This is a genomic window from Vibrio qingdaonensis (assembly GCF_026191675.1).
GTDB classification, from domain to species: Bacteria; Pseudomonadota; Gammaproteobacteria; order Enterobacterales; family Vibrionaceae; genus Vibrio; species Vibrio qingdaonensis.
Genome location: NZ_JAKRRY010000014.1, coordinates 95,388 through 118,115, shown reverse-complemented (window position 1 = coordinate 118,115; position 22,728 = coordinate 95,388). Strand labels below are relative to the sequence as shown.

Here is a 22,728-nt window from a genome sequence, read left to right as displayed (position 1 = left end):
AATACTAGGGCTTTTCATTTAATGGACGGCTTCTTCACTATCGAGTTTGAAGTTGGGTAAGCGCCATTTAAATCTCACCGCTGCCATACGAAGGGTATAACCCACAACAATGGTCGCGATGGTGGTTGGAAGTGTATCAATACCATATTCCAATAAACCTAAGTACAAACAAGCAGCAATCACGGAGATAGATGCATACAGCTCTTCATGCAGCACTAGCGGCGTTTGTCTACAAATGAGATCTCTGAGTAAACCACCAAAAACACCAGTGACTAAACCTGAAACGATACAGATAAATGGATGCAACCCCATACTAATACCGACATTGGTACCAATAATCGTAAAGACCACTAAACCAAGTGCATCGAGGCGGATAAAAACGCCTTTAAATTTGATGATCCATTTCGCTAGCCCGGTGGTTAATACACCTGCGACACAGGTAATGACCAAAAATTCAGGGTGCTTAACCCAACCTAAAGGGTAATGCCCAAGCAAAATATCTCGTACGGTACCACCACCAATTGCCGTAGCACTTGCTACTAGCATAACACCGAACCAATCCATGTTACGACGACCTGCAGAGAGTGCGCCTGTCATCGCTTCGGCCGTAATTCCTATAATGTATAAAACACTCAGCAACATGACACGAATCTCAAAAAAAAATCATGCGATAGTGTAATTGTGAACTGGTCTGTTGACGAATGAAATTTAATGATGTTTTGAGGATTTTCTGATAAAAAAAACTAATGAATAAAGCCTACGTGGTGACAGAAAACAAAAGCGACAGAGAGGCTTTACCTCATCGATAATTCCAGAGACAATACCCCCCTTAATATTTGCAGTATAAAGTAACCATGCACCATCAGTACCAAGATCTTATTCAGATTTTTAATCAGACTTTTTTTGAATCTTACAACACGCGCTTAGAGTTAGGTGGGGATGAACCTATTTATCTTCCCGCGAGTGACGACATTGACCACCATCGCATCATTTTTGCTCGTGGTTTCTATGCTTCAGCATTACATGAAATTGCTCATTGGTGCGTGGCTGGTCCGAAACGACGTTTACTCGAAGACTTCGGGTATTGGTATGAACCGGATGGCCGTACTGAACAAGTACAGGCCGAGTTTGAAAAAGTTGAGATTCGTCCTCAAGCCTATGAGTGGATACTTGCGACAAGTGCTGGCTTTCCGTTTACAGTGAGTTGCGACAATTTAAATGGTAACTTTGAACCTGATCGCTTGGTTTTTATGCAAAAAGTAAAAGATGAGGTTGAGCAAATCTTACGTGATGGTTTACCCGTCAGAGTGGCACAGTTATCTAATGCGCTGAGAGACCACTATCAAATTTCAGAATTAAGCAGTGAACAGTTTATTGTTCGTTGAGCCCCTATTAGGACAACAGTTTTATGATTATTGAATACGAAGACATGCTTATCGCTATTATTGATGAGCGAATTCAGAATGCGTCGGACGACGAATTGTTTGCGGGTGGTTATCTACGTGGGCATATTTCTCTTTCTACCGCCGCTTGCGAAGAAGAGGGAATTAACGACGTTGCTTCTCTAAAACTACGAATTCAAGCCAGTTTGGATGAGGCGAAAGCGGAGCTAAGCCCGGCAGACCGAATCATAGTGAACGATCTTTGGGGTGAGCTACAAGCGCTGGTTTAGTCTTATGTTGAGCTAATCTTGTGCAGGTGTCGCCTTGTTCGAAAATTTCGAATGACATAGTGTGATTTTCTTGCTTGTTGATTATCGGTAATGGATTAATCTATATCCATACCGAACGAATAAGAAACCAGTAGAAGGACTCCCTATGAAAGTTATCGCATTTGGTGCAAGTACCAGTGGAACGTCGATTAATAAATTGTTAGCGACGTACGCAGCTAATCAAATTGAAGGGGCGGATGTTGAGGTTCTCGACATCAGTCAATACGATGTTCCTTTATTTAGTGAAGATAAAGAGAAAGAGATTGGGCAAGCACAAGGTGCTAAGCAATTTTTGGATGATATCGCGCAAGCCGATGCTTTGGTTATTTCGTTTGCAGAGCACAATGGCCATTACCCTGCCGCTTATAAAAATTTGTTTGATTGGGCAACGCGTATTGAGCGTGAAGTTTTTGCAGGTAAGCCTGCGGTTTATTTGGCAACGTCACCTGGCCCAGGTGGAGCGGCGAATGTTTTAGCAGCAGCAACGAACTCAGCACCGTATTTTGGCGGCAACGTAAAAGCGAGTGTCTCGGTGCCAAGCTTTTACGATAATTTTGACATTGAAAATGGCGAAGTTCGCAATGTTGACATCCAGAATCAATTACAGCAAGCCGTTGCTACGTTGTTATAGATACGGTGAAAAAAGAGTCGTAGAGCGAGCCTTTTGGGTATTAGATGATTGACAAAAAGCCACCTATAAAAAGGTGGCTTTTTTGGTACCGTCTTGGAATAAGTTGATAATACAATGTTGTTAAAGCTAGTGAGAGGTTCATTTCCCATCCCCTTTCACCTCTTACCTAACCACTCCACGCGTACGTGTTTTGAAAGTGAAATGAGATAATTAAGCTTTGTGGCCTACTGCCGAAGCCATTGCTTTATTGGCGCGTAACTGTTTGATAGCACTTTTCGCCAATTTAATTGGCTCAGGTGTTATCACTGCGACAATAATAAGAAGGATCAAATTATCCGCCATAGCACCTACCGAGCTTAGCCCTACCGGGATATTTGAAATTGCCTCAATGCTAATCACAGCGATGTAGATAAGCATTACACCGACAAGTAGGAAAGCATTGACTTTAGCGTTAAGTGTTTCAGCAGTTAAAAGAGAGCTTTGACCGTTGACTTTACGATTGGCCCGAGCATAAAGGAACCATAAGACACAGTAAAAAAGGCCAATACCAAGGAAGTACATAGCAAATAGTTCAGCGTTAGGAAGTGATACAGTTTGACCGCCATACAAAAGAGTAAGAGTATCTACAGCACCCGCTAAGGCAAGCAGCAACACAAGGACTAATAGGCTCGCGCGAAACAGTACGTAGTAGTTTTCAGGGTTACTCTCACCTTCAGGCATGTGTGAGTAGTGCTTAGCCACCGTGCGAGACACAATAATGGCGCCAAATGTACAGATAGCAGATAGCGTTGAGAATAATGCATCGACGAAGACTAAGTTGGAGTCTACGTAACTTGGGCCCATCATAATGTAACCAGCAGCTGCCATTATACTGAACATGACAAAGCCAGCGAGCATGGCTGTATTTTCAATTTGTGCGACTTTCATAACTAATTCCTTGTTTTAACCATTTGTTAACAATTCTATAGTGTGCTGAAAGGGCTAATATCAACAGTCCCCCTTTGGGTTACAAGTTTGTTAAATATGTTGCCATTGTGATTCTGGTAGGGGGCGTCGCTCAAACGCCGATTATGGCTCTTTGAGCGATGTTATTAACCTAACGTTCGGTCTTTAAAGCGGGTACGTAAGTCTTTTTTACTGAGTTTACCCGTTGCGGTATGAGGCAGATCTTTGACGAACACAACAGCATCGGGTATGCAAAACTTGGCTACTTTGCCGTCAAAGTAGCCCAATAGCTCTTGCTGAGTGACTTCTACTTGATGGGTCACGACAATAAGCAGCGGACGCTCGCCCCATTTAGGATCGGATACACCAATGACCGCGGCTTCTTTCACATCGGGATGACCAACGGCAATGTTTTCTAGTTCAATTGAACTTATCCATTCCCCGCCCGATTTAATCACGTCTTTTGAACGATCGGTGATCATCATATAGCCATTTTTATCTATGCTGGCGACATCTCCGGTATCGAAGTAGCCATTACTGTCTAGTTGCTCACCTTGCTTGTAGTATCCCGAGGCGACCCAAGGGCCTCGTACTTTTACCGAACCGAATTGGTTGCCTGTCCAATCAAGTTCATTGCCCTCCCAATCTTCAATACGGATATCCACACCAAAGACGATTCGACCTTGTTTTAGCTTAGTGGCCATTTGCTGTGCTTGTCCTTGTGCTTTGATACTTGGGGTCAGTTGATTGAATGTGCCAAGAGGGCTCATTTCTGTCATTCCCCAGGCATGATGAACAGAGACATTAAACAGTTCATCAAATTCTGCAATGAGAAGCTCGGGACAAGCGGAGCCTCCGACAACAATTCGGTTTAAGCTAGGCACTTGAGTATCGGTCTTTTTTAAATGTTCTAGTAGTGTCAGCCAAATCACGGGTACGCCAGCGGTCATGGTCACGCCTTCCTCATTAATGAGGTGAGTGAGCGTTTCACCGTCTGCCATTTTAGGTCCAGGGAGAACAAGTTTAGTGCCGGTCATAGGCGCGCTATAAGCAAGCCCCCATCCGTTTACATGAAACATGGGCACGATAGGCATAACGGTTTCGTCTAATGAGAGGGAAAAAGCATCCGGGAGTGCACTACCCATTGAATGTAAAACGGTAGAGCGGTGGCTATATAATACGCCTTTTGGATTGCCCGTTGTCCCTGAGGTATAACACAGTGAGCTTGCTTGGTCTTCTTTGATGTCAGGCCATGTAAACTGCGAGCTTTTATCTTGGATTAACGTCTCATAGTCGGTCAGGTCTTCGATATTGTTGGTTGGCAGGTGTTGCGAGTCGGTAAGTGCGATGAACCGAGTCACGGTTGGTAGTTTTTCTTTAAGCTGTTCAATGAGTGGCAGAAAGAAGGGGTCAAAGAAAACGACGGAATCTTCTGCGTGGTTAACGATGTACTCGATTTGTTCCGGAAACAGGCGAGGGTTGACGGTATGTAACACTGCCCCTGAACATGATACGGCGTAATAAAGCTCAAGATGTCGATAGTCATTCCATGCGAGCGTTGCAACTCTATCCCCTTGTTTAATGCCTAAGTCTTGCAAAGCGTTGGCGAGTTGCCTCACTCGCTTAAATGCCTCTTTTAACGTGTAGCGATGGATGGGATTATCATGGGTTATGGATACGACTTCGGTACCACTATTCACTCTTTCAGCATGTCGCATGATTTCCGTGATAGTCAGTTGGCTGTTGATCATCTGTCCCTGCATAGTACGCCTGTTTTGTTATTGATTTGTTAAATATTATGTACATTGTTGCATTGCTTAGTCTGTACCCCAAATTGGGTACGGGATTTGGAGGTGAAGCGTTTTGGTATTATTCGGCGGGGCTATACGGCGGTTGTTCATACAAAATGTGATGCAAAACTGTGATGAGTCCAGTCAAAAAAGGGCATTGCTACTTTTTGGTGTTAATTATATTTGCCAATATGGTTGAAATATCTACTTACATTCATATGTAATCCAGCAGGCAGCGGAGTGACATCAGCGGTTAGTTTACGAGTTATCGGCCGACAAACTAATAGTTCATACGCGACGTTGTAGGGTTTACGAATAGATTGAAAGCGCGTGAATTGAGGTGAATGGTTATTCGTGATACATCCTTAATACAAATGCGGCAATGACGAAAGGAGTGTCTATGTCCTTACCTATGGAAGGTTGGCAAGTGTTCTGTGACAAGTACCCTGGCGTAATAAAAGCCATTGGAGAGACACAGTTTCTGTCTGAGTTATCACAACTTGCTACGAATATAATTGATTACGAAAGCTTGGTGGTGATGGGGTTTAGTCAGGGCAAATCGCCCGTGATGATTTACAACGACTCAGACTATTTCATTGATGAAGTGAAGAATAAAGAGCTGCTCAATACGCTTGTACTTGACCCATTTTACCAGCTCATTCGCGCCGGAACGACAGATGGCGTGTATCGACTTGAAGATATTGCCCCTGATGAGTTTTATACCAGTGACTACTATCAGCAAGTCTATAAGCAAACAGGGCTCAAGAAAGAGGTGGGGCTGTTAATTAAATGCTCTGAGGAATTTAACGTTGTCTTGTCGTTAGGTCTTCGCAAGCGAGACTCAGTGGAGTGCGATGAGCGATGCCGCTTGATGAACTACTTTGAGCTCATTCAAGCTGCGGTCAGTAAACACTTTCAAGTTGGTAAGGTAGAAGAGCGTACGATAGGGCACCAACTCAATGACATATTTAGTAACTTCGGCAAAGACTTTTTGAGTGAGAGGGAATGTCAGGTGACCCAACTTGTATTGCAGGGTTACTCGACCAAAGCGATTGCGCCACTATTAGAAGTTAGCACGGAGACCGTTAAAGTGTATCGTAAACGAATACACAACAAGCTAAAGATATCCTCACAGTCGGAGTTATTCTCTTTATTTTTGGAAGCCGCCTCTACGGTGCCTTCGGACAGCAATGTTGATCCTTTAACCGTTTACTTTGGTGGTCAGCACGTTCATTAAGCATTCTGCGTGTAACCTGAAAGGGGACTAGCCTTAATGTTAAATATATTTAACATTAAGGCTGTTGAAAAAGAAAGCTATGTGTTTTCTTTGGATAACAATCTCCTTATCTGAATTTGCACTTGAGCCGTGCATATGAATCCAGTTATCCCAGTCTTTTTGGTAGTCAAAGGCTGGGTTTTTTTTTGTCAAACATGATGGCATTCTGCGTGCTACATTGTTAAATATAATCACCAATATCGTTTATTCCGCTTAATTTATCTTCAAGACGCTAACTTAGAAAGACGAGTGTGCTCTTCGTCCTATGTCACGAGTTATAGGGTGGTAGCAACGTCTTGTTCATGCAGAACTGTGAATTACTGCTACGGAACGCAAAGTAACACCCATTACCTTGTGATAAGCGTCACATTTAGCTTTTTTTTGACATTTGATAATGCTGTGTAAAAGGTAGAATGAAAACGAAATGTTAAATTTTATCGTAATTAGTTGGCATGTTTCGCTATTAATTTCGCTAATTTTAGAATTATAAATAGGTTCATAGGGCCAGGAAGCGCATTGTAGTAAATTGTTTGTGCAATTACGCCTTATTCTGGAACGATCTGCTGATTATTCGAGCAAACAGGAGTGTTATGCCATTTTCGTTACAAATTAATGGCAAATTACTTCGAAGGTTGGTAATGTGAACCGCAATCTTTGTATGGGTTTAGATTTTTGTGCTCAAGTTTTGAGCTAAATTAATCTAAAATGCTGTCCGTTCTAGCCCTGTATAAAGACGTCATGGATGCAATAAAAATTACTTGGAGTTAGATGCATGTATAAGAACAAAATCACGCAAGCCCTTCTTCTAGGCGCGAGCATGGCAGTGGCTGCCACCTCTTTTTCTTCGCTTGCCGCAGAAGTTCCTGCCGGTACAAAACTAGCCGATAAGCAAGAGCTTGTACGTGGTAATGGTACTGAGGTTGCAACACTCGATCCGCATAAATCGCAGGGTGTTCCAGAGTCTCACGTGATTCGTGATCTCCTTGAAGGCCTAGTTAACCAAGATGCAAACGGCAAAACTATCCCTGGTGTTGCTAAGTCTTGGGAAACCGCAGACAACAAAACCTTTGTATTCCATCTTCGTGATGACGCGAAATGGTCAAATGGCGATCCTGTAACGGCGAATGACTTTGTCTTCAGTTTTCAACGCGCTGTCGATCCTAAAACGGCTTCACCATACGCTTGGTATATGGAATACACCAAGATGGCGAATGCTAAAGATATCGTAGCGGGTAAAAAAGATAAGAGTGAGCTGGGTGTTAAAGCACTAGACGAGCATACATTGGAAGTAACGCTTGATACGGCTGTACCATATTTCGTAATGATGATGGGCCACACCACAGTGAAGCCTGTCCATCAAGCAACGGTAGAAAAATTTGGTGACCAGTGGACGAAGCCTGAAAACTTCGTTGGTAATGGTGCATTTGTACCAAACAAGTGGGTTGTGAATGAGCGTCTAGAGCTTGTTAAGAGCGATTCATACTGGGACCAAGGAAACACGGTTCTAACGAAAGTTACCTTCCTACCAATTGAAAACCAAGTAGCGGAAATGAACCGTTTCTTGTCTGGTGAACTGGATTTCACTTATGAAGTGCCAAACGAGCATTTCCGTCGCCTACAAAAAGAGTACCCACAAGATGTCAACATCAAGGGTAACCTATGTACGTATTACTACCAGTTCAATGCCCAGAAAGCGCCGTTTAATGATGTGCGAGTTCGTAAAGCGATGTCTTATGCCATGGACCGCGATATCATTTCTAAAGCGATCCTAGGTCAAGGTCAAAAACCAGCGTACTTCCTAACGCCTGAAATTACAGCGGGCTTTGATCCAGTCACTCCAGAATACGGTCAGCTGAGTCAGAAAGAGCGTATTGCTGAAGCAAAACGCCTTCTAGAAGAAGCTGGTTACTCTAAGAGCAACCCTCTAGAATTCGATCTGTTGTACAACACCTCTGAAAACCATAAGAAGATTGCTGTAGCGATTGCTTCAATGTGGAAAAAAGAGCTGGGTATTAACGCGAAACTTGAGAACCAAGAGTGGAAATCTTACCTAGACAGCAAAGATACCGGTAACTTTGATGTTGCACGTGCTGGCTGGTGTGGTGACTACAACGAAGCCTCTTCATTCTTAACGCTAATGGTAAGTGCAAATACAACTGCAGGTCAGCACTATAAGAGCAAAGACTACGATGCAGTGATTGAGAAAGCACTTAGCTCAACTTCAGAAGATGAGCGCACGAAGCTTTACATCGAAGCTGAGAAGCTCCTAGCGAAAGACATGCCAATTGCACCAATCTATCAGTACGTGACAACTCGTCTCGTATCACCTGAGCTTGGTGGTTACCCTGAAGGTAACGCAGAAGATAAGATCTACTCAAAAGATCTCTACATCAAAGCTAAATAACACCCTATAAAAAATATAACGATATAAGACACTGTGTGTGCGAAAGCACACGCAGGGTCTCTTTTATTTTAAATTGTCACAGACTGGATGGATGAGTTTATGCTTAAATTCATTATGAAACGGATATTTGAAGCAATACCAACCTTGTTGGTATTAATTACCGTCTCTTTTTTCCTGATGCGCTTTGCGCCAGGTAACCCTTTTTCAAGTGAGCGCCCACTTCCACCGGAAGTAATGGCGAACATTGAAGCGAAGTATGGCCTTGATAAGCCAGTGTTCGAACAGTACACCACGTACTTAACGAATATTCTGCAAGGCGACTTCGGCCCTTCTTTTAAATATCAAGACTATACCGTAAATGAGCTGATTGCAGTGGCGCTGCCAGTGTCAGCAAAAGTGGGGCTTATTGCCTTTGTCTTTACTGTGATTATGGGGGTAAGCGTCGGGACTATCGCCGCCTTGAAGCATAATACCTGGCTCGATTACACCATAATGTCGACCGCCATGCTCGGGGTGGTGATGCCATCCTTTGTGTTGGCACCGGCTTTGATTTATCTATTCTCATTGCACTGGAATTTGTTCCCTGCGGGTGGTTGGCATGATGGCGGAATGCAATACATCGTATTACCGGTTATCGCCATGTCGTTACTTTATGTCGCCACCTTTGCCCGTATTACTCGTGGCAGCATGATAGAAACGCTGAACAGTAACTTTATTCGCACCGCCCGTGCCAAGGGTTTGAGTTACCGTTACATTGTTCTTAAGCATGCCTTAAAACCTGCGCTGTTACCGGTTGTATCGTATATGGGGCCTGCGTTCGTAGGTATCATTACCGGTTCGGTCGTAGTCGAAACCATCTTCGGCTTACCGGGTATTGGCAAACTCTTTGTTAATGCCGCATTTAACCGCGATTACTCGTTAGTGATGGGCGTGACCATTTTGATTGGTTTCCTCTTCATCCTTTTCAACGCTGTCGTTGATATTTTGCTAGCGATGATTGACCCGAAAATTCGTTACTAAGGGAGTGCGGGAATGATGTTAACGAAAAAAGAAAACTTGGAAGCGATTGAAAATTTTTCCGAGAATTTAGAAATTGAAGGCCGCAGTTTGTGGCAAGACGCCCGTATTCGTTTTATGCGCAACAAAGCGGCAATGGTGAGTCTGTTTATTCTTACACTGATGACGCTGGCGGTTATTTTCTTGCCGATGTTTGCTCAATACGCCTTTGATGATACCGATTGGTATGCCATGCATGCCGCACCAAGTGCCGAGCACTGGTTTGGTACCGACAGTTTAGGCCGTGATCTTTATGTGCGTACCTTAATTGGTGGGCGTATTTCACTGATGGTAGGGGTGTTAGGTGCATTTGTAGCCGTGCTTATCGGTACCCTATATGGTGCGACATCCGGCTTTATTGGCGGACGTGTTGACCGCGTCATGATGCGTATTCTAGAGATCTTATATGCGGTACCTTTCATGTTCCTTGTGATTGTACTGGTGACCTTCTTTGGTCGTAATATTGTTTTAATCTTTGTCGCGATTGGTGCGATAGCTTGGCTGGACATGGCGCGAATTGTTCGTGGTCAAACGTTGAGCTTACGCAGCAAAGAGTTTATTGAAGCAGCACACGTTTCCGGTGTAAGTAACTGGAAAATTATTACAAAACACATCGTTCCGAATGTACTTGGTATTGTTGCGGTTTACTCAACACTGCTTATACCAAGCATGATTTTGACGGAATCTTTCCTTTCTTTCCTTGGCTTAGGTGTACAAGAACCCATGACAAGTTGGGGCGCACTTCTTCAAGAAGGCTCTCAAACTATGGAAGTGGCAATCTGGCAATTGATTTACCCAGCCATCTTTATGGTCGTCACTCTGTTCTGTTTCAACTATGTAGGCGATGGTCTTCGTGACGCGCTTGATCCAAAAGACCGATAAGAATTAGAGAAAGGAAGTATTATGAGCTTATTAGATGTCAAAGATCTGCGAGTCGAATTTACCACCCAAGATGGGATAGTGACCGCAGTAAACGATTTGAATTTCTCTTTAAACCAAGGTGAAACCTTAGGTATTGTGGGAGAGTCAGGGTCTGGTAAATCGCAAACGGTATTTGCGATTATGGGACTATTGGCAAAGAACGGTATTATTTCTGGCAGCGCGAAATTTGAAGGTAATGAAATCCTTAACTTGCCAGAAAAAGCACTGAACAAGGTTCGTGCAGAGCAAATCGCGATGATTTTCCAAGACCCAATGACGTCGTTAAACCCTTATATGAAGGTAAGCGACCAATTGATGGAAGTCCTGATGCTTCACAAAGGCATGGGACGGTCAGAAGCGTTTGAAGAATCGGTACGGATGCTTGAAGCGGTTAAAATCCCAGAAGCCCGTAAACGTATTACTATGTACCCCCATGAGTTCTCTGGCGGTATGCGTCAACGTGTGATGATCGCAATGGCGCTATTATGCCGTCCAAAGCTGTTGATTGCCGATGAACCGACTACCGCGCTAGACGTGACGGTACAAGCACAGATTATGGATCTATTGAACGAGCTAAAAAGTGAATTCAACACCGCCATTATTATGATCACCCACGATCTTGGTGTCGTGGCAGGATCGTGCGATAAAGTGTTGGTTATGTACGCTGGACGTACTATGGAGTACGGTACGGTTGATGAGATTTTCTATCAGCCGACTCACCCATACGCGGAAGGTCTGCTCAAGGCTATTCCTCGTTTAGATACCGAAGGTGATGTACTACCAACGATTCCAGGCAACCCACCAAACTTGCTACGCTTGCCTACTGGGTGTCCTTACCAAGAGCGATGCCATCGAGTCACTGATCGTTGTCGTAAAGAGGCACCGATATTGACGAGCTTTGGCCAAGACCGCCAACGCGCGTGTTTTTCTGATTGGGAGACGTGGGTACGATGAACGCTATGACAGATAATAAACAGTTAATTCTTGATGTTAAAAACCTGAAAGTGCATTTTAGCATTGCATCAAAATCGGCTTGGCCATGGTCAAAACCGGCGAATCTAAAAGCCGTTGATGGCGTTGATGTTCATTTGTTTGAAGGCGAAACCTTGGGCGTCGTAGGCGAGTCTGGTTGTGGTAAGTCTACGTTTGCTCGTGCCATTATTGGATTGGTCGAAGCCACCGATGGTGAAGTCATGTGGTTAGGGCAAGACCTCACCAAAATGCAAGCGGTCCAGCGTCGTGAGACTCGTAAAGAAATTCAGATGATTTTCCAAGATCCATTGGCATCACTGAACCCTAGAATGACCGTCGGTGACATCATCGCAGAGCCTTTGCAGACCTTTTACCCTGAATTATCTAAGCAAGAAGTAAAAGATCAGGTGAAGGAGATGATGACGAAAGTAGGGCTATTGCCTAACGTCATCAACCGTTATCCACATGAATTTTCGGGTGGTCAGTGTCAACGTATTGGTATTGCGCGAGCACTGATTCTAAAACCGAAAATGATCATCTGTGACGAGCCTGTTTCTGCGCTTGATGTATCTATACAAGCACAAGTGGTGAACTTGTTGAAGGAGTTACAGACCGAGTTAGGGTTGAGCTTAGTGTTCATTGCGCATGATTTATCGGTAGTGAAGCATATCTCTGATCGCGTGCTTGTAATGTATCTGGGTAATGCAGTCGAACTAGGAGAGGCAGATGCTTTGTTTGCTGACCCTAAGCACCCATATACCAAAGCACTGATGTCGGCAGTACCGATTCCAGATCCTAAGCTTGAACGTAACAAGACGATCCAGATGCTTGAAGGGGACTTGCCGTCGCCTATCAATCCGCCTTCTGGTTGTGTGTTTAGAACTCGTTGCCCGCAAGCGACAGAGCAATGTGCACAGCAAAAGCCGGGGCTTCAAGGAACGGATGTGCATGCCGTGTCGTGTTTGAACGTTTCTGTTTAGTGTCGTGATATAGCGTTATCGGTATAGAGAAATACCGCATAATCGTATACCGATGATACAAGCTAACTCGCTTTTCAGCCTGTGACAGGCCTAAGCGCGACATCAAATTGAGTCGCGCTTTTTTTGTTTCTTCAATTTATTTGAACATCTTCTTTTACTTACCCCACTGAACCTTTGTGAAGGCATTTTCTATACTGTCTTTAACGTAAAGTAAGGAGAGAGCAGATTATGGGCAAATTAGTTGATGGTGTATGGCATGATGTTTGGTATGACACGAAAACCAGTGGCGGTAAATTCGTTCGTGAAGATGCAGGCTTCCGCCATTGGGTCACAAATAATCCCGAGGCAGACTTTCAACCAGAGTCTGGTCGCTACCATCTTTATGTGTCTCTAGCATGCCCTTGGGCGCACCGCACGTTAATCTTTCGTGCACTGAAAGGGCTAGAGTCTCACATCGACGTCACCGTGGTTTGCCCAGATATGTTAGATAAAGGTTGGTCTTTCGGGCTTCCAGAACCTCTGTTTGGGCATAGCCATCTACATCAAATGTATACTCAAGCGAAAGCGGATTACAGTGGGCGTGTCACCGTGCCTGTATTATGGGATAAAAAGACGCAAACCATTGTTAGCAATGAATCATCTGAAATTATTCGTATGTTTAACACAGAGTTCAATGAACTCACGGGTGATGACAAGGATTATTATCCGTTGAAGTTACAAAAACAGATTGATGAGTGGAATGACTTTGTTTATCCCGCGATCAATAACGGCGTTTATCGTTGTGGCTTTGCGACAACACAAGAAGCATACGAAGAGGCTTACCATGCGTTGTTTTCTGCATTAGATAAAGTGGAGCAGCATCTCGTGACGCACCGCTACTTGGCAGGAGAACAAATAACGGAAGCCGATTGGCGATTGTTTACCACCTTAGTGCGTTTTGATGCCGTTTACGTTGGGCATTTTAAATGCAATAAAAAGCGTATTGCCGACTATAAAAATATTCAGGGATACTTAAAAGAGCTGTATCAGGTCAAAGGTATTAAGGAAACGACGGACTTTTATCATATTAAACGTCACTATTACTTCAGCCATGCGGGGATTAACCCGACGCAAGTGGTTCCGTTGGGGCCTGACTTAGATCTTGATACGCCACACGATCGTGATTCACTAAACCCGTTAGGTTAAGATGGGGCGAGTCGATGGGCTGCAGCGATAAAACTAGATACAAAAAAGCCTCCACATATGGAGGCTTTCGTCATTCAGGCGTTAAACAGAGATTAACCTTGCTCTTGGCTTGATTGAATTGCTGTTAGAGCGATGGTGTAAACGATATCGTCTACTAGCGCGCCACGTGACAAGTCATTAACTGGTTTACGCATGCCTTGAAGCATTGGACCAATTGACACAAGGTCAGCAGAACGTTGTACCGCTTTGTATGTCGTGTTACCTGTATTTAGGTCAGGGAATACGAATACCGTCGCTTTACCAGCAACAGGAGAGTTAGGCGCTTTAGAAGCGGCAACATTTTCCATGATAGCAGCGTCGTACTGTAGCGGGCCGTCAATGATAAGGTCAGGACGTTTTGCTTGAGCAAGTTTCGTCGCTTCACGTACTTTATCAACATCTGCGCCTTTACCAGATTCACCAGTAGAGTATGAGATCATTGCAACACGTGGTTCGATACCAAATGCCGTTGCAGAATCTGCAGACTGGATTGCAATCTCTGCAAGCTGTTCAGCCGTTGGATCTGGGTTGATTGCACAGTCACCGTAAACCAATACTTGATCAGGCAGAAGCATGAAGAAGATAGAGGATACGATAGAGGCATCAGGCGCAGTTTTGATGATTTGGAACGGTGGCACGATAGTGTTTGCTGTCGTGTGTACCGCACCAGAAACAAGGCCGTCAACTTCGTCGTTTTCTAGCATCATTGTGCCTAGGAAAACAGAATCTTGAAGTTTTTCACGAGCCACAACTTCTGTCATGCCTTTCGCGCCGCGAAGCTCAACCAAACGAGCGACGTAGTTTTCACGAACCGCATCAGAATCGATAATTTCAACGCCAGCACCAAGCTCTACACCTTGTTGCGCAGCAACACGGCGTATTTCGTCTGGGTTACCAAGAAGAACACATTGTGCAATACCACGCTCTGCACAGATAGCCGCAGCTTTAACGGTACGTGGCTCATCGCCTTCAGGAAGTACAATACGCTTACCCGCTTTACGAGCGAACTCAGTAAGTTGGTAACGGAATGCTGGTGGGCTTAAACGACGAGACTTTTGAGTGCCTTCTGTCATTGATTCAATCCAGTTACCATCTACATGACCGGCAACGTGATCGTTAATGAATTCGATACGCTCTTTATCATCCGCTGGTACTTCAATGCTAAAGCTTTGAAGGTTCAGAGAAGTCTGCCATGTGTTGCCTTGTGCTTTGAAGATCGGTAGACCAGTATCAAGCGCAGGCTTGATTAGGTCGCTGATTTCAGCTGGAACATCATAGCCGCCAGTCAGTAGGATAGCGCCGATTTCAACACCGTTCATTGCTGCTAGTGCTGCTGCAACGATAACGTCTGGACGGTCTGCGGAAGTCACAAGTAGTGAACCTGGCTTAAAGTGCTCAATCATGTTTGGTAGTGAACGTGCACAGAACGTAATGCTCTTAACGCGACGCGTTGCAATGTCACCTTCATTGATGATTTCAGCATTTAAGTGCTGTGCCATGTCGATAGCACGGGTCGCAATAAGATCGATGCTCCAAGTCACGCAACCTAGCACACGAATTGGACTAGTGTTGAAGATTTCCATCACTTTCAATTCGTTTTGCTTCGCTGTATCTGCATCATCGAAGATTTCAGATAGGTCAGGGCGAGTACGACCTGCTTCATCTACTGGTGCGTTAAGCTTGTTGATGATAACGCCTGAGATGTTTTTGTTCTTAGTGCCACCAAAGTTAGAACAGGCTACTTCAATACGCTCTTTAAGCTGCACTGGGTTGTCTGTGCTTGGAGTCGCAACCATCACGATTTCAGCGCCAAGTGTTGCCGCGATTTCCGCGTTCACTTGGTTAGCAAAAGGGTGCTTACGAGTTGGGACTAGACCTTCGATCAGCGTTACGTCCGCATCTTTGTTGATTTGGTTATAACGTTCAACAACGGTTTCGAGTAGCTCATCCATATTGTCGTTACCGATAAGGTTCTCGGCGACAGACATTTGCAGCGGCGTACCAATTTGCATGTCGCTATTGGCGGCTACGATAGTGGTTGTTAGATCTGGCTGATCGCCACCGCTACGAGGTTGAGCGATAGGCTTGTAAAAAGAAACTTTAACACCTTTACGCTCCATCGCGCGAAGGAGACCCATGCTAACGCTTGTTAGGCCGACGCCTGCGCTAGTAGGGATAAGCATAATAGTACGGGACATTCTTTGAGCACCTCAAACTATATGAAGGGGGATGAAGCTCAGCGTATTAATGCACGTTGAATGGGCAGCGAAATGACTGAGTTCAATAGAAAACTGGCTAACCTATTGGTTAGCCAGTTTGAAAATTAAAGACCTGCTAGGCGCGCAGTATCTTCAGCAATAACTAGCTCTTCATTAGTAGAGATAACCATAGCTGGGATGCGGCTGCTTGCAGTAGTGATAGTACCTTCACCACCGAAACGCGCTTTCAGGTTAGCGTCGCCATCTACTTCGATACCAAATACGCCTAGACGGTTAAGAACCATTTCACGGATTGGTGCAGAGTTTTCACCGATGCCGCCAGTAAATACGATAGCGTCTAGACGACCTTCTAGTGTCGCTGTGTAGCCTGCAACGTATTTTGCAAGGCGGTGACAGAACACGTCCATTGCACGTGTTGCTTCTGCTTTCTCACCGTAGTTGTCTTCAACAAAACGACAGTCAGACGTCACTTCTGTTAGACCTTGTAGACCAGACTCTTTAGTTAGCATGTTGTTGATTTGCTCAACAGAGTAGCCTAGTGCGTCGTGTAGGTGGAAGATGATTGCAGGATCGATGTCACCACAACGAGTACCCATCACAAGACCTTCAAGTGGAGTAAGACCCATTGAAGTATCGACAGACTCACCATTTTTGATAGCACATACAGATGCGCCGTTACCAAGGTGGCAGTTGATGATGTTTAGTTCGTTTGTTGGCTTGCCAAGTAGCTCTGCTGCTTCACGAGCGATAAACAGGTGAGAAGTACCGTGCATGCCGTAACGACGGATACCGTGCTCTTTGTATAGGTTGTACGGAAGTGCGTATAGGTAAGCTTCTTCAGGCATTGTTTGGTGGAATGCTGTGTCAAATACCGCTACGTTTTTCAGTTCAGGGAAGCTGTGCTTCGCAGCTTCAATACCGATGATGTGAGCAGGGTTATGAAGAGGTGCAAATGTTGCAGAGTCTTCGATACCTTTAAGAACGTCATCAGTGATCAGTGCAGATTTAGTGAACTGTTCGCCGCCGTGAACGATACGGTGACCGATCGCGCCAAGGTTCGCTTTAAGCTCAGGCTTAGAAGCAAGAATAGTGTCTACCATGAACGCTAGTGCTTCTTCGTGAGCTGCACCGTTGCCTAGTTGTGCTTCGTGCTTGCCATCAAGTTTCCACTTGATACGTGCTTCAGGAAGGTGAAGACACTCAGCAAGACCTGTTAGGTGCTCGTCACCAGTGGTTGCGTCAACGATAGCGAACTTAAGAGAAGAACTGCCGCAGTTTAGAACTAAAACTAGCTTAGACATTAAAGGTTACCTGTAATTTGTCTGATCCAAGATCAAGGGTATAAATTCTCAAGGCTGAGAAGGTACAAATTGTTACGATTCAGCCTTGATCAAAAATTCTACAATTGCCGTATAATCATAAGCGATTTTCCAAGAAAATCACTTTTGCGTCCTTGCGACGTTCATCTCGTAGTTGCCTTATTCCAAAATAAAGTCAACAATGAGATTGAGGTAGCGCAAAGAATAACGATATTGCGTAATGATAACAAAATAAATTTGAAAGAATATTAACTTTCGTCAATATTTTGCGTTTTTATTTGAATGGTTAAACTTTTTTTTAGTGAGGTTGCTGATGAGTGAGAGACTAAGCTTAACTCAGAGTTTAAAAAATGGTCAGAAGTACATGGATACTTGGCCAATGAGAAAAGAGTTAACCCCTCTGTTCCCAGAGCAGCGCATTATTAAGGCGACAAAGTTTGCTGTAAAAGTGATGCCTGCGGTGGCTGCAATCAGCGTGCTGACTCAAATGGTCTTTAATAACGCTCAGGCGATGCCTCAAACTATTGTTATCGCCTTGTTTGCGATTAGCCTGCCTTTACAAGGTATGTGGTGGTTAGGAAACCGTTCACACACCAAGCTTCCCCCTGCTCTGGCCTCGTGGTATAGAGAGTTACATCAAAAAGTGACTGAGACCGGGTACGCACTCGAGCCAGTCAAAGCGAAGCCTCGTTATAAAGAGTTGGCGATTATATTGAATAAAGCGTTTAGGCAACTCGATCGCAGTTCGTTTGACCGTTGGTTTTAGGGAACCCATTGACGCTAAATCCAGCACCGTAGTACTCAAACGCTGCTAACGTTCAATGAATGTCATTGCCCACCACCATCCCAACAGCTTGCTAGCGTAGCAAGCTGTTTTTGTTTGCCGCGTAAATCAACATGTTGCTTGAATATTGATTGGCATGAGTCCCCTCAGGCTACGTAGGCTGCTACTTCACATTATTAGAACGAGTGATCGTATAGATGCCCCCTGAGTCGGTGGTGAACCACAAAGCGCCTTGGGTATCTGACGTGATGTCTCGGATCCTTTCATTTAACGTTTCGTAGTAGCGACGCTCTTCTAGTACTTGACCAATTTGGTTGACATCTAACAAGTTGATGTGAGTGAGCTTTAGTGCCCCAATCAATAATTTACCTTCGAGGCGAGGGAAGGTTTGGCTTGGATAAATATACAAAGAGCTGGGCGCAATAGAAGGGATATACACTTTTTTAGGGGCTGATATGCCTTCTTTTTCTGTTGCCTCTCCAACACTAACAGGGCCCCAATACTCTTTGCCGTGTGAGGTGATTGGCCAGCCATAGTTTTGACCTTTTTCAATTAGGTTGAGCTCGTCTCCGCCGCGAGGGCCGTGCTCAATTGCCCAAAGCTGTTGGGTTCTGGGATGATAGGCAATACCTTGTGGATTTCGATGCCCATAGCTGTATATTTCAGGTTGAAAGTTATCATTAGCAATAAAGGGGTTACTCTTTGGAATGCTACCGTCGAGGTTGAGACGAATTATAGTACCGGCGTGAGTCGTGGTGTCTTGTCCGTTTTTTCGTACGCCAGCGTCACCGATCGTCATGAAGACAAAGTCATCTTGAATGGCTAACCGACTACCGAAATGCCTACCTGTGGTTACCACCACATTACTCGTGAATATATCTTGCCAGTCGTTCAGCGAATTTTGAACTAGGGTAGCTTTGGCAAGAGTAGGAGATCCGCCATCGCCTTGCGCATTAGGTTTAGCGTAAGTAAAAAAGTACTCATTGTTTTTTTGTGGATTCTTAACCACATCCATTAAGCCGCCTTGGCCGCCGCTATATACCGTTGGAAGTCCACTCACGGGTTTAACTTTGCCAGTATTCGCAGTCAGCGTCACTATACGACCATCACGCAGTGTGATTAATAGCTGATCGGCAGAAATGCTTTCGATGCCCCAGGGCACCCCGGAGAGCTGGGCGACTTTTTTGTATTGGCTACTTTCAAATTCTTTACTGTAGACGCTACTTACTGCCATGGCGAATAAGCCAATAATGATCAGTATGTTGGTTTTCATGTCTTCCCCTTTTTTAAATGACGCTTCTCACCTTTCCGAGCTTTATGGTTTCAAATATAGCCGTGATTACTGATTAGTCACAGGAATGGCTTATCAAGTCGTGAAAGGTTGCGAATGCAAGGGTCGCGTAAAATGTCTCTGGTTATGCTGTACGGATAAAGAGTGCGCACTTTGCTGTACGTGTGCTTGTACGGGATGAGAGAAATATTTCTTAATAATTTGTTTTCATAGCACGTTTGCGAGGTTGAATGTTAATAAGTTCTTTCAATTTGGTAAGGTAACTGGTAGTAATACTAGTTAAATGCAATGGTTAAATTGCATTAAAAACAGAATGTAAAACAAATTTTACACCCTTGTGAGTAAGGGGTTGTCACAGCAAACACAGAAGTACGTTGCTGAATCAAGGAGTCAAGATGAAAGCAAGCAAACTAATTACTACGGCGCTCTTAACGGGTGTCGCGCTGTTGTCTTCAGCAAGCATTATGGCTAAAACAGCGAAAGTCGCTGTTTCACAGATTGTTGAGCATCCAGCGTTAGATGCAACCAGACAAGGACTGGTCGATGGCTTAAAAGCAAACGGCTACGAAGAAGGTAAAAACTTAGAGTTTGATTATAAAACAGCACAAGGTAATCCTGCGATAGCGGTACAAATTGCCCGTCAATTTGTGGGTGAGCGTCCAGATGTACTTGTAGGAATCGCTACGCCAACAGCGCAGGCGTTAGTCTCTGCAACTCGTGATATTCCAGTCGTCTTTACTGCAGTAACAGATCCGGTTGGCGCAAAGTTGGTAAAGCAGCTTGAGCAGCCCGGTAAGAACGTAACGGGGCTTTCTGATTTATCGCCCGTTGATCAACACGTAGAGCTCATTAAAGAGATTATGCCCGACGTCAAAACCATTGGTGTGGTGTACAACCCAGGCGAAGCGAATGCGGTTAGCTTGATGACATTATTAAAAGAAAGCACCAAAAAACATGGCATTGAGTTAGTTGAGGCGACGGCGCTGAAGAGTGCTGACGTACAAACGGCAACTCAAGCGATCGTATCAAAGTCTGACATTATCTATGCCCTTATTGACAACACGGTTGCGAGTGCTATTGAAGGGATGATTGTATCGGCAAACCAAGCGAAGACCCCTGTATTTGGTGCGGCAACCTCTTATGTTGAGCGTGGTGCCGTTGCCAGCCTAGGCTTTGATTATTACCAAATTGGTGTTCAAACTGCTGATTACGTAGCGAAAATTCTGGATGGTAAAGCGCCGGGTGAGTTAGACGTTAAGGTCGCAAAAGGTTCTGATTTGGTGATCAATGCGACAGCTGCGAAAAAACTAGGTCTTACTATTCCTAAAACCGTAATGGATCGCGCAACAAGCGTTAAATAGTTTTATTCCTACCTGGGCCAAGCATTTATGCTTGGCCCTTTTAATAAGCAGAAAAGGAGTTGTTATGTCTGCTTTCGCATTCTTTGGTGCTCTAGAAATTGGTCTGATTTATGGCCTTGTCGCTTTAGGCGTCTACCTCACATTCCGAGTACTTGATTTCCCTGATTTAAGTGTTGATGGCAGTTTCCCTATGGGGGCGGCCGTTGCAGCAACCGCTATTGTATCGGGTGTTAACCCTTGGATCGCTACAGGCATGGCGGTACTTGCAGGTGCAGCAACAGGTTGGGTGACGGCATTCCTAGCTGTTCGCTGTGGTATTTTGCACTTACTGGCGTCTATCTTAACAATGATAGCGGCTTTCTCTATCAATATCCGCATTATGGGCCGTCCGAATATCGCGCTGTTGGGTGAAGAAACCATTTTGACCCCATTCGAGATGATGGGTAACTCGATGTACATTCGACCGCTCGTGGTTGGTGTGTTGGTACTTATTTCAGCGTGGTTTGTTGTTCGCTTACTCAATAGTGATTTTGGCTTAGGGCTGCGAGCGACTGGCGTCAACGCTAGAATGGTGAAAGCGCAGGGGGCAAGCACGGCATTTTATACGTATTTTTGTCTTGCTCTATCAAATGGCTTTGTGGGTTTTGCCGGGGCGTTATTTGCCCAAACCAATAGCTTTGCTGATGTGACATCGGGTGTCGGTACTATTGTTGTTGGATTGGCAGCCGTGATTCTAGGTCAAACTCTTATTCCGGGTCGTAAAATTTGGGTAGCGGTTGTTGCTGTAATCGTCGGTTCAGTGCTGTATCGACTCGCAGTGGCGTTCGCCTTAAGCAGTGGCATGTTCGGGTTGCAAGCATCGGATCTTAACTTGGTCACCGCGGTATTAGTTGCCGCTGCGCTGATAGCGCCGAAGATCAAAGGAAACCTGAAAGCAAAAAAGGTCAGTAAGCCTGTTGAGAATAAAGTGGTTTCAAATTCAGGCAACACGGGGAAAGTAGCATGATTCGATTAGAAGATATTCAAGTCACTTTTAACCCAGGGACCATCTTGGAAAACCGAGCGTTAAGAAGTGTGAATTTAGAAGTACCTGAACATCAGTTTTTAACTGTGATCGGTTCCAACGGGGCGGGTAAATCGACGTTACTCGGCGCTGTGACAGGCGAGACACCCATGGTAGGTGGCCGAGTATTGATTGATGAAATGGACGTAACTCGACAAACGGTGGATCAACGGGCGAATCAATGTGCCCGGGTGTTTCAAGATCCTTTAGCGGGGACTTGTGCTGATTTGACTATTGAAGAGAATATGGCGTTGGCGTATATGCGCGGTAAAAAGCGTGGCTGGAGTATGTCCCTGTCTTCGAAACGTCGTAAGTTGTTTCAAGAGCGCATCAGTATTTTAGGGTTAGGTTTAGAAGATCGTCTTGGTGATAATATCGGCTTGCTGTCAGGAGGCCAGCGTCAAGCGGTCAGCCTTGTGATGGCAACATTATCAGACAGTAAGCTGCTACTCCTTGATGAGCATACCGCAGCATTGGACCCACGTATGGCCGCTTTTATTATCGATCTCACTAAGAAGGTCATTAGTGAGTTTAATTTGACGGTCATGATGGTAACGCACTCAATGAAAGATGCGTTGGCGTGTGGTGATAGAACGGTGATGCTGCATCAAGGGGAGATCGTCCTTGATGTGTCGGGTGAGCAACGCGCTAACATGGGTGTTCCAGATTTGCTGGAAATGTTCTCTAAAGTACGTGGCGAAGAACTGGCGGATGATAGCCTGCTATTGAGCTAGCCGAGCGTGAGTGCGATTAAGCTCTACGCCTAGTCTTCTCCGCCTAC

Annotated in this window: 20 protein-coding genes; 14 read left to right on the top strand and 6 right to left on the bottom strand. The window is 44.8% G+C overall.

Annotated features, from left to right (window positions below; genetic code table 11):
- Positions 1–18: 18 nt before the first annotated feature.
- Positions 19–642, bottom strand: coding sequence for a trimeric intracellular cation channel family protein (locus MD535_RS12305; protein ID WP_265675312.1), 624 nt, complete (start codon positions 640–642; stop codon positions 19–21).
- 212 nt (positions 643–854) lie between these two features.
- Between MD535_RS12305 and MD535_RS12300 the strand changes: the two genes are divergently transcribed.
- From MD535_RS12300 to MD535_RS12290, 3 genes are all read left to right on the top strand, one after another.
- The gene (locus tag MD535_RS12300) at positions 855–1,385 is read left to right on the top strand and encodes an elongation factor P hydroxylase (RefSeq protein WP_265675311.1); all 531 of its coding nucleotides are present in this window, start codon (positions 855–857) and stop codon (positions 1,383–1,385) included.
- Positions 1,386–1,408: 23 nt separating this feature from the next.
- A complete protein-coding gene (locus MD535_RS12295; protein ID WP_265675310.1) occupies positions 1,409–1,672 on the top strand; it encodes a YfcL family protein in 264 nt (87 codons plus the stop codon).
- Between the two features lie 145 nt (positions 1,673–1,817).
- Positions 1,818–2,342 carry an NADPH-dependent FMN reductase gene (locus MD535_RS12290; protein WP_265675309.1) on the top strand — a complete coding sequence of 175 codons (525 nt, stop codon included), beginning with the start codon at positions 1,818–1,820 and terminating at the stop codon, positions 2,340–2,342.
- A 210-nt stretch (positions 2,343–2,552) separates the two neighbouring features.
- Here the strand turns inward: MD535_RS12290 and MD535_RS12285 are convergent, their stop codons facing one another.
- Positions 2,553–3,269 carry a hypothetical protein gene (locus tag MD535_RS12285; RefSeq protein ID WP_265675308.1) on the bottom strand — a complete coding sequence of 239 codons (717 nt, stop codon included), beginning with the start codon at positions 3,267–3,269 and terminating at the stop codon, positions 2,553–2,555.
- Positions 3,270–3,433: 164 nt separating this feature from the next.
- Positions 3,434–5,050 (bottom strand): long-chain fatty acid--CoA ligase, encoded by a 1,617-nt coding sequence (locus tag MD535_RS12280; RefSeq protein WP_265675307.1) that lies wholly within the window; start codon positions 5,048–5,050, stop codon positions 3,434–3,436.
- Between the two features lie 427 nt (positions 5,051–5,477).
- Between MD535_RS12280 and MD535_RS12275 the strand changes: the two genes are divergently transcribed.
- The 7 genes from MD535_RS12275 to MD535_RS12245 all read left to right on the top strand — a co-directional run bounded on the left by MD535_RS12275 (position 5,478) and on the right by MD535_RS12245 (position 13,871).
- The gene (locus tag MD535_RS12275) at positions 5,478–6,314 is read left to right on the top strand and encodes a helix-turn-helix transcriptional regulator (RefSeq protein ID WP_265675306.1); all 837 of its coding nucleotides are present in this window, start codon (positions 5,478–5,480) and stop codon (positions 6,312–6,314) included.
- An 811-nt stretch (positions 6,315–7,125) separates the two neighbouring features.
- The gene (locus tag MD535_RS12270) at positions 7,126–8,757 is read left to right on the top strand and encodes an ABC transporter substrate-binding protein (protein WP_265675305.1); all 1,632 of its coding nucleotides are present in this window, start codon (positions 7,126–7,128) and stop codon (positions 8,755–8,757) included.
- Positions 8,758–8,856: 99 nt separating this feature from the next.
- On the top strand, positions 8,857–9,777 hold the full coding sequence (gene oppB, locus MD535_RS12265) for an oligopeptide ABC transporter permease OppB (RefSeq protein WP_265675304.1): 921 nt from the start codon (positions 8,857–8,859) through the stop codon (positions 9,775–9,777).
- Between the two features lie 15 nt (positions 9,778–9,792).
- Complete coding sequence (gene oppC, locus MD535_RS12260) at positions 9,793–10,695, top strand: oligopeptide ABC transporter permease OppC (protein WP_265675317.1); 903 nt, start codon at positions 9,793–9,795, stop codon at positions 10,693–10,695.
- Between the two features lie 21 nt (positions 10,696–10,716).
- Positions 10,717–11,688: an ABC transporter ATP-binding protein gene (gene oppD / locus MD535_RS12255; protein WP_265675303.1), complete on the top strand. Its 972-nt coding sequence runs from the start codon at positions 10,717–10,719 to the stop codon at positions 11,686–11,688.
- A gap of 5 nt (positions 11,689–11,693) precedes the next feature.
- Positions 11,694–12,686, top strand: coding sequence for a murein tripeptide/oligopeptide ABC transporter ATP binding protein OppF (oppF, locus tag MD535_RS12250; protein ID WP_279348269.1), 993 nt, complete (start codon positions 11,694–11,696; stop codon positions 12,684–12,686).
- Positions 12,687–12,914: 228 nt separating this feature from the next.
- Positions 12,915–13,871, top strand: coding sequence for a glutathione S-transferase family protein (locus MD535_RS12245; RefSeq protein ID WP_265675301.1), 957 nt, complete (start codon positions 12,915–12,917; stop codon positions 13,869–13,871).
- A gap of 92 nt (positions 13,872–13,963) precedes the next feature.
- Here MD535_RS12245 and pta read toward each other — a convergent pair whose 3' ends face one another.
- Both pta and MD535_RS12235 read right to left on the bottom strand, forming a co-directional pair.
- Positions 13,964–16,108: a phosphate acetyltransferase gene (pta, locus tag MD535_RS12240; protein ID WP_265675300.1), complete on the bottom strand. Its 2,145-nt coding sequence runs from the start codon at positions 16,106–16,108 to the stop codon at positions 13,964–13,966.
- A 125-nt stretch (positions 16,109–16,233) separates the two neighbouring features.
- Positions 16,234–17,430 carry an acetate kinase gene (locus MD535_RS12235; RefSeq protein ID WP_265675299.1) on the bottom strand — a complete coding sequence of 399 codons (1,197 nt, stop codon included), beginning with the start codon at positions 17,428–17,430 and terminating at the stop codon, positions 16,234–16,236.
- 331 nt (positions 17,431–17,761) lie between these two features.
- Here MD535_RS12235 and yfbV point away from each other — a divergent pair, with 331 nt between their 5' ends.
- Positions 17,762–18,214: a terminus macrodomain insulation protein YfbV gene (gene yfbV, locus MD535_RS12230; protein WP_265675298.1), complete on the top strand. Its 453-nt coding sequence runs from the start codon at positions 17,762–17,764 to the stop codon at positions 18,212–18,214.
- Between the two features lie 181 nt (positions 18,215–18,395).
- On the opposite strand, the gene MD535_RS12225 is transcribed toward yfbV, so the two are convergent.
- Positions 18,396–19,505, bottom strand: coding sequence for a PQQ-dependent sugar dehydrogenase (locus tag MD535_RS12225; protein ID WP_265675297.1), 1,110 nt, complete (start codon positions 19,503–19,505; stop codon positions 18,396–18,398).
- A 413-nt stretch (positions 19,506–19,918) separates the two neighbouring features.
- On the opposite strand from MD535_RS12225, the gene MD535_RS12220 reads away from it, so the two are divergent.
- The 3 genes from MD535_RS12220 to MD535_RS12210 all read left to right on the top strand — a co-directional run bounded on the left by MD535_RS12220 (position 19,919) and on the right by MD535_RS12210 (position 22,681).
- Positions 19,919–20,884 (top strand): ABC transporter substrate-binding protein, encoded by a 966-nt coding sequence (locus tag MD535_RS12220; RefSeq protein WP_265675296.1) that lies wholly within the window; start codon positions 19,919–19,921, stop codon positions 20,882–20,884.
- Between the two features lie 64 nt (positions 20,885–20,948).
- Positions 20,949–21,890, top strand: coding sequence for an ABC transporter permease (locus tag MD535_RS12215; protein ID WP_265675295.1), 942 nt, complete (start codon positions 20,949–20,951; stop codon positions 21,888–21,890).
- Positions 21,887–22,681 (top strand): ABC transporter ATP-binding protein, encoded by a 795-nt coding sequence (locus MD535_RS12210; protein WP_265675294.1) that lies wholly within the window; start codon positions 21,887–21,889, stop codon positions 22,679–22,681. The genes MD535_RS12215 and MD535_RS12210 overlap by 4 nt, the downstream gene beginning before the upstream one ends.
- Positions 22,682–22,728 lie beyond the last annotated feature (47 nt).